Here is an 8,187-nt window from a genome sequence, read left to right on the forward strand (position 1 = left end):
TTGCCGTCCCATTTATGGGCCAGTTTAAGAAATCAAAAACCGGCTTTAGCCTAATAAATCTTGACTGGCATTTTAATTAATGCTTATAAATATAACCTTACTTTAAAACGAGGGCAAGGCAAAATGTAATACAAGAAATATAAATTTGCTGTATGCAACCTCAACACCAGGAAGACCAAACTTTTACCAAAATAAGTGCCGACCAGATAACCGGGCACAATCGTACTTATGAAAACTGCCGCTTTGCTAACTGCGATCTATCCTATGCCAACCTGTATAGTATTATTTTTATTGATTGCAGGTTTGAGGATTGTAACCTTTCCTTAGCCGATGTTAGCAGCGCCGGTTTCCAGAACGTTAGCTTTAAACATTGCAAATTGAGCGGGGTAAATTTTGGTAAAAGCCTCGATTTTTTATTTGAGGTACATTTTGAAAACTGTATTCTTGATAATGCCATCTTTTATAAAAAGAAAAATAAAAAGGCACGCTTCAATGATTGCTCCATGGTTGAAACCGACCTGACCGAGTGCGATCTTACAGATTCAAAATTTATTAACTGCAACCTGCACCGGGCGTTTTTCAGCCGTACTATATTAAAGGGAGCTGATCTGCGCAGTTCTTACAACTTTACTATTGATCCGGATGATAACCAAATAAAAAAAGCCATGTTTTCCTTACACGGCCTTCCGGGTTTATTAAGCAAGTACGATATTAAGATTGACGGGTGATAGTTTTTAGGGTAGGCCGTCATGGTGAGCCCGTCGAACCATGGTGCGCAGGCCATCCAGCACGATCCTTCGACAAGCTCAGGATGCCTCCCCCTAACATCCTCTTTTAACCATCTACCTTTTCTCAACCTTATTGTAAAACCCACCGAAGGAGTTAACCTGCACGGCATCTTCATTAAAAAAATCACCGGGAAAACCGAGTTCGATGGCGCTGGCATCGTTTAATCTTTTGAGCTGCTCGTTGTTTAAAACCACGTCAACTGTTTTCAGGTTATCCAGTAATTGATCAACTTTAGTGGCACCAACTATCGGGATACAGGAAAAACCCTGTTGGCGTGTCCAGTTTAAGGCCACGTGGCTTTCAGATGCCCCCAGTTCTGCAGCAATATCCATAACTACCCTGGTGATACCCTCGGCTTGAGCATTTAGTCTTTTACTTTCGGTCTTTATACGTCCTTTATCGCCTTTTAAATATTTACCTGTTAAAGCACCACCAGCTAAAGGTGCCCAGGGAGTAACCGTCATCCCGAAGTGTTTGGCCATCGGTATCAGTTCCCGTTCGGCTGTACGGGCAAGCAGGCTGTACTCAATCTGTAAGGCAATAAATTGGCTCCAGCCCATGAGCTCGGCCAGGGTATTGCCTTTAGCTACTACCCATGCAGGGGTATCACTTATGGCGGCATAGTTTATTTTACCTTGCTTTATCAGATCGTCCATGGCGCGCAGCACTTCATCAATCGGGGTAATATCATCCCAGATGTGCAGGTAAAGCACATCAATAAAATCCGTCTTTAAACGCTTCAGGCTTTCCTCCACGCTTCGCATCATGTTTTTACGGTTATTACCCGATGCGTTAGGGTTGGTCATATTATCCTTCAAGCTGTACTTGGTTGCCACCACAAAATAATCACGATCATGATTGCTCATATATTCGCCAATGATCTTTTCGCTGGTACCCAGTTTATAAATATTGGCCGTGTCTAAAAAGTTGCCTCCGGCATTGGCGTAGGCATCCATAATAGCAAAGCTGGTATCCTTATCGGCGCCCCATCCGGCTTCGGTACCGAAACCCATGGTGCCTAAACATAGTTCAGAAACTTTAAGGCCCGAGCGGCCCAGTAATTTGTAATTCATATAGGTGATGTTTTAATTATATAAATCCCGGTTACGGCATAATATACTAAGCTTGCCAAAATCCTGATTGAAACAATAACAAAGGTGCTTTGTAATATTAAACAATGCAAATGTACTACCATGAAAATAATAACACTGCATACCCCAGTTGATATAAATGAACTGCATAGCCTGCTGCAGCAAAAGCTTAACCCGCTTTTTCATGAACGCAGGAAAGGCGATAGTGATATTAATTTTACGATTGAACGTAAAGGCGATGCTATTGAAATATATGGCCCCGAGATATATGAGGGATTTTTGTTTAGCTTAACCCTTAACGGTGCCGAGCTTTGGATAACCCGCTCGGAGCATTATGTTGATGATGTAAACTCGCTCACCATTGAATCTATCCTGAACGATCTGTTTAAAGATATCGCCGGCGATCATGGCACCGACCTGGTACAAGAGGGCTAAACTAAAGCTGATAGGCTAAAATTACATACCAAAACAGAGACTTTAAAGAGCAGGCAAATTAAGTGTAATTGTCATTTCGATCGCAGGGAGAAATCTTATACGCTATATATAACACATGTATAAGATCTCTCCTCGTATCTCGTTCGAGATGACAACAATATTTTTTCCAAACAAAAGAGGCGCATAAATGCGCCTCTTTTGTTTAATATCTTAATAGGTAAACTATCTATCCGTTTATCCAGCTGAATTTGTATTCGAGCATTGGGTTTTTCATGCGTTCGGCAACACGCAGTAAGCGGTTTGGCAGGTTCATGATATAGTCACGTGCTTTTTCGCCGGCTTCGTTCAGGTCGGTAGCGCTTTCAATGTGCCAGTCTTCAATCAGCTCCTTCAATATATCAACATAATCAACAGCTGTGTAAATACCCAGGCGCTGAGCGGCATCAGTAAAGTGGCCAAACGTTTGCCCTATTTTTAAACCTACCTCACGTAAAAAGTGAGCAGGCATTACAATCTTTTTGCGCATCATGTCCTCAAAGGCTATCATGGCTTCGCTCGGATCAACCTCAAATATCTTTTCAATAAAATACTTGTAGGCTTTAGCATGACGAGCTTCATCACCCGCAATAACACCACACATTTTTGATAAAAGGGTATCGCCATCCTTTTTGGCCTGTGATGCTACACGCCTGTGCGATACATTGGTAGCCAGCTCCTGGAAAGATGTATAAATAAAGTTGCGGTATGGGTCGGTACCGGTACCAATATCAAAGCCATCGGCAATCAGGTATTGGGTTGATACTTCCATCATGCGCATATTTACACGGCCCGATAGGTAAAGGTATTTGTTCAGCAAATCACCATGGCGGTTCTCTTCAGCAGTCCAATGACGGGTCCATTTCATCCAGCCGCCATCTTCGTCCCTATTCACACCTTCAACCATAGTAAGCCATGACTCATAAGTAGGCAGTGCTTCTTCGGTAATGGTATCACCAATTAAAACTGCTATCAGATCGTAACTTAAACCCTGCGCGCTTTCCTGCAATTCTTTAATCTCACTAAAAAAGGAATCTCTTGAAGAATCAGGCAAAAAATCAGATGGTTGCCATATAGAATCAACAGGTTTCAAATATTCAAACATCTTTTCGAGCATATATTTTTCAATATGGCTCATTACTTCCCGACGTTTTTCTTCAAAAAATTTCATAATAGTATATTACATGACAAAGGTAATCAATTAAAAAATAATTACGTTATTTCATTTCACAGTAGTATCTGCCCTTAGACTCACGGCTGGAAAAATTTCCGCACTATATGGAAATGATACCCCAACAGCAACTCTTAAATTTCAATGGCTAATAAATAAAAATAGTATTGATCAATATGTTAATAATATTACAAAGGCGCACATAATTAGGTACTGAGGCTATAAAAATATTACCTAACAACGTCTCACTAAACGGGTACAACGTTTTACAGGTTTTGCCCGTTATATCCTGTAACTAAATCAGAGTTCGTATAAGCAGATGCATAACCTCAGATCGATATTTTTATTGTAAATTCTACACTTTTGGACTACTTTTTGTTTCTACGCAACTCATTGCTGGCAAATATTTTAGGATGTTATATTTTACAACAAAACGTTGTAAAAACTCAAAAAACAGGTAGCTACGCGTGGTTTACGTATAATTGAAGATAACAAATAATGCTTGTTCAAATTACAAGAAACGAATTAATAAAAGAGATATCAAAAAAAGGGTGGTTTCAAACTAATAATATTATTTGGCCAATTATTTTCATATATCCGTTTTTAAGTATTGTTGATTATATATATGCTCCTCATTTGTGGATACCATTTCTCATTATCCGGTTAACAACCAGTGCGTTAATATGGGGATTGCAGGTTATTTTTACAGCTAAAAACTATGACTATCGCTTATTGCTGCATATCAGCTTCTTTATAATTGCGGTAACATCGGCCATATTGTGCAATAAGGTATCAATAGAGAGCCTTAATATCTACTATCTCATATTTTCAACAATAGTATTATTTTTTAATATCCAGACATTTTGGGAGCCTTTTAACTCCTTTGTACAACTATTATTTGCATTATTATTACTATCTATATTCTTTAATGCTTTAAGCCAATATAATCTGGATATTGTAATAAATAACGGGGCGCAATTTTTTTTTGTTACTACCATGGTTTCCTTAGTTATCCCTGTTGTACGGTTTAAGGTAACTACAAATAATGTACGCTCGCAATTATTGATTGTAAAATCAAACAAACAAATAGAACAACAAAACACGGATATCAACATTAAAAACAATGTTATCGACGCGCAATATGAGCAGTTGCGTAAACTGGATATACAAAAGAACAGCTTCATTAACATAGCTGGTCATGATCTTAAAAATCTAATCAGCTCCATAGTAATGAGTAATGATATGATACTGGAAGAAGATTACCGCCTCAGTAACGATCAGAAAGAGCTGCTGAAGTATATATCAGAAGCTACCGATAAAATGCATTACATGCTTAACAAACTGATGGATATAAAGGGGGGCGATTCACCGGGTATGAAGTTTAACCTTGAAACATTTGATGCCAATATGGAAGTAACTGATGTTTTTAAGGGACTGTACGAAACTGCCAAAATGAAGAATATCGACCTTATTAATTGCATATTGAAACTACCCCTACACGTAAAACTCGACCGGGTATTTGCCGGGCAGGTTTTTCAAAACCTGCTATCAAATGCTATAAAGTTTGCTCAAACTAATAACACCATAAAGGTAGTTACGAGTTTACAACGCCAAAAATTTGTTTTTGAAATTATTGATGAAGGCGCGGCTATTGGCCTGCAGGAGCTAAACATGATGTTTGATAAGTTGAAAACCCTTAACGACACATCAATTGCTACGGAGAGCCGCCTTGGGCTGGGTTTGTCCATAGCTAAATTAATGGCTCATGAAATGGGTGGCGAACTTAGCTACCGCAGCAATGATAATGGCAATTATTTCAGAGTAGAATTTAACGTTATCAATTAACATTTACCACCTAATGAATAGATTTCTATCCTTATTGATCTTTGTATTCTTTTCTTTTACAGCCGCTTCGGCACAAAACATAATAACCTTAAAATCTCTCGGTCATGAAGATGATGTGATATATGGGATAAGTGGTGCCAATTCATTTTCTGTAAAAGTTACCCCGCTTACAGATATGAAGGGAAGTAAATTGGTGCTGTATTTTGAGCCATCACAGGCTTTAGTAAAGCAGCGATCGTTTATCAATGTTCTTATTAATAATAAACCGGTATTTAGCAACCGGTTAACCAAGGATTCTATTCAAAAACTCACCTTAAATCTTAGCCCAGCAGATTTGCCGGCCGATAAATTATTAAAGATCCAGGTTAAAACGCTGTTAACCATAAGCGATGATGATTTTAAGGATTTGAATAACCCTGCGTTGTGGCTAAAAATTAAAAATTACTCATACCTGTGGTTGCCTAAAAATAACAGCCTTAGTGCCGATAAAATAAATATCAGTAATTGTTTTGATTCAAAAAGAGCAATAGTATACCCATCAAACCCTACACTCCATGATCTTAAAGCCGTGGCCTGGTCATACTCCAGGTTAAAAAAACAGCAGGTACAAAACATACAAGTATATGAAGAGGGAAAACTGCCTGATAGTATTCAGAATTACATACAGGTTGGCAACATCAATAGTTTACCTGCAACCAAACGTAAATTGTTAAAAGTAGATCTTAAAACCACACAGGGTTTATTTTACTTACACAAAACATTAAATGAAGATAGCATCACACACAGAGCTGTAACCTACAATGATCCGGGGTCGATTAAAATTGTAAAGCAGCCAGATGCCACGCAAAAAGAGATATTATTTATAACCGGCAATGGTGATGATGGATACGAAAAAGCCATTAGCACTTTGGGTAATATGAATATCTTAAATTCATCTTTTGGCGATTATCTTCTGATTGAAAAAGCTGAAACCTCATTTTTTAAAAACAATGAGGCTCCAGCCACAAAGTTGTCCCTGAAACAAATGGGAGGTATTGGAGATTTTCTGTCAGGAATTGGATCTTTAAAAAGTACCTATACCTTTAAAAACAGCGATTTTAACTTTACACCAAAAGAAATTGAAATTCATTTTACAGCTAATTACAGCGCATTAAGCATTGCCGACCGTGGTTTCTTTAATATTTACCTGAATGGGTTATTGATCAGTAGCGAAAAGTTGGATGCAACAGGAAAACTAAATAGTTCAATAACCATTAACCGTTTTCAGCGTCGTAAATATAATACGCTGGAAGCCGAGTTTAGGTTTTTCCCATCTGCAGGCCGCTCTCGTGACAACTTCTACAATTTTTTTGCGCAGGTTGATATCGACAAGTCATATCTGGAACCGAAAAATGCTTATGTAACAGGTAATCTGAGTTTTTACCAATATCCGGAAGCTTTTAATACCGGTAGTACCCTCATAGCAATTAGTAGAGATTATTCAAAATTTACAGCGGCAGCACTGGGCGAGATCATTTATGAATTAAATAATAACATCAACACGAAAAACTTTCCTGAGTTTATTTATGCAGATGAAATTAAACCAGCCGATCTGAAAAAATATAACATCATTGCATTGCTTTCAAAAACAGACAAGCTATTGAATGAATTTCCTGATGCTCCCATCAATTTTAAAAAGAACTTCAGATTATATAATACAGACAACAACGTTCCTATTTATTCTTTATCTGATACGGTATCAAGCGGCCTTGCCCAGATCTTTTATGGACGAAGCAATAATGCCACGCTGGTATTTACCGCTACTGGAAAACACATACCTGAGGCCTTTTCAGCGGCATCAAAAGCAGTAACTGAGCAGCTTTCGGTTTTATCAAGCAACATATGCCTGGCTGATGTTAATACCAACACCTACTTATTCAATGTCAATAAACCGGGCGATAATTTTGAATATACAGATACGCAAAGTGGCTTAAATATTTTCTGGGAAAATTATAATCTGTACATCCTATTGGCTATACTAACACTTATATTGCTTTCATTCCTGTATGTTCGTTCAAAAGTTCAAAAATCGCAGGAGTTTCTTAATGATTAATTTGATGATTTGCCAATTCATTTAACAATCCCTCACGATTACAGATTTCGGGCTGAATAAGGATCCAGCCTTTGCCGTACATTTTCCGTTGGAATGACGAAACACTGTTACCATATAAATCGATTGTCCCGTTTAATTTTGTTTGAACATTAAGATTTCCCATGTAATAAACTTATATAGCAACATTTCAGCCTTAAATTCAACGCCCTTACTGCTAAGAAATACTTGAAGAGTTCTGTAAGATTACATTGACTTGTTAACGGCTTCAATCTCGACATATCAGGATAATTTAAGCAATAACCATAACTGCAACTATCAGCATCTCGCTATCTTTTGCTTGTAACAATTGACAGATAGCCATAAATAATACGAAGCTTTAGGGCGATAAAACCTTTATTTAAACAACAATCCCTGTGAAGCCGGAGGGATTCGAACCCTCGTTCAGATGTGATATGAGGTAAGTTATAGCAAATAAGAGGGTGGTTCCCGTTCTGAAAGGTGAAACGCTGAAGCCTTAGGTTGTTAAAACCTCGTTTAGCTATTGTTTTCAGGAAATTCCTTAAACGCAAAAAAGCCTTAGTGATTAGCTAAGGCTTTTGATTTTACATCCTGTATTCGGATGATAAGATTGGGCACCGACCTACTCTCCCACGTTTTACCGCAGTACCATCGGCTCTGGCGGGCTTGACTTCTCTGTTCGGAATGGGAAGAGGTAGACACCGCCGATA

Annotated in this window: 6 protein-coding genes and 1 rRNA gene; 4 read left to right on the forward strand and 3 right to left on the reverse strand. The window is 38.3% G+C overall.

Going from position 1 to position 8,187, the window contains the following annotated elements:
- Positions 1-152: 152 nt before the first annotated feature.
- A complete protein-coding gene (locus QWZ01_RS23965) occupies positions 153-728 on the forward strand; it encodes a pentapeptide repeat-containing protein (protein WP_290327928.1) in 576 nt (191 codons plus the stop codon).
- A gap of 114 nt (positions 729-842) precedes the next feature.
- Here the strand turns inward: QWZ01_RS23965 and QWZ01_RS23970 are convergent, their stop codons facing one another.
- Complete coding sequence (locus QWZ01_RS23970; protein WP_290327929.1) at positions 843-1,862, reverse strand: aldo/keto reductase; 1,020 nt, start codon at positions 1,860-1,862, stop codon at positions 843-845.
- Between the two features lie 120 nt (positions 1,863-1,982).
- Between QWZ01_RS23970 and QWZ01_RS23975 the strand changes: the two genes are divergently transcribed.
- Complete coding sequence (locus tag QWZ01_RS23975; RefSeq protein ID WP_290327931.1) at positions 1,983-2,315, forward strand: hypothetical protein; 333 nt, start codon at positions 1,983-1,985, stop codon at positions 2,313-2,315.
- Positions 2,316-2,541: 226 nt separating this feature from the next.
- Here the strand turns inward: QWZ01_RS23975 and QWZ01_RS23980 are convergent, their stop codons facing one another.
- Positions 2,542-3,522, reverse strand: a complete 981-nt coding sequence (locus tag QWZ01_RS23980; RefSeq protein ID WP_290327933.1) for an acyl-ACP desaturase — start codon at positions 3,520-3,522, stop codon at positions 2,542-2,544.
- Between the two features lie 498 nt (positions 3,523-4,020).
- Here QWZ01_RS23980 and QWZ01_RS23985 point away from each other — a divergent pair, with 498 nt between their 5' ends.
- Both QWZ01_RS23985 and QWZ01_RS23990 read left to right on the forward strand, forming a co-directional pair.
- Positions 4,021-5,367 carry a sensor histidine kinase gene (locus QWZ01_RS23985; protein ID WP_290327935.1) on the forward strand — a complete coding sequence of 449 codons (1,347 nt, stop codon included), beginning with the start codon at positions 4,021-4,023 and terminating at the stop codon, positions 5,365-5,367.
- A gap of 13 nt (positions 5,368-5,380) precedes the next feature.
- Positions 5,381-7,459: a cellulose biosynthesis cyclic di-GMP-binding regulatory protein BcsB gene (locus QWZ01_RS23990; RefSeq protein ID WP_290327937.1), complete on the forward strand. Its 2,079-nt coding sequence runs from the start codon at positions 5,381-5,383 to the stop codon at positions 7,457-7,459.
- Positions 7,460-8,086: 627 nt separating this feature from the next.
- Here the strand turns inward: QWZ01_RS23990 and rrf are convergent.
- Positions 8,087-8,187 (reverse strand): 5S ribosomal RNA (gene rrf / locus QWZ01_RS23995); the annotation flags it as partial.

The organism is Mucilaginibacter aquaedulcis (assembly GCF_030409325.1).
Lineage (GTDB): Bacteria > Bacteroidota > Bacteroidia > Sphingobacteriales > Sphingobacteriaceae > Mucilaginibacter > Mucilaginibacter aquaedulcis.

Bases quoted from the DNA above. Each gene is read 5' to 3' on its own strand.
- QWZ01_RS23975 (WP_290327931.1), top strand. From the start codon at position 1,983: ATGAAAATAATAACACTGCATACCCCAGTTGATATAAATGAACTGCAT.
- QWZ01_RS23990 (WP_290327937.1), top strand. From the start codon at position 5,381: ATGAATAGATTTCTATCCTTATTGATCTTTGTATTCTTTTCTTTTACA.
- QWZ01_RS23965 (WP_290327928.1), top strand. From the start codon at position 153: ATGCAACCTCAACACCAGGAAGACCAAACTTTTACCAAAATAAGTGCC.
- QWZ01_RS23980 (WP_290327933.1), bottom strand. From the start codon at position 3,522: ATGAAATTTTTTGAAGAAAAACGTCGGGAAGTAATGAGCCATATTGAA.
- QWZ01_RS23970 (WP_290327929.1), bottom strand. From the start codon at position 1,862: ATGAATTACAAATTACTGGGCCGCTCGGGCCTTAAAGTTTCTGAACTA.
- QWZ01_RS23985 (WP_290327935.1), top strand. From the start codon at position 4,021: ATGCTTGTTCAAATTACAAGAAACGAATTAATAAAAGAGATATCAAAA.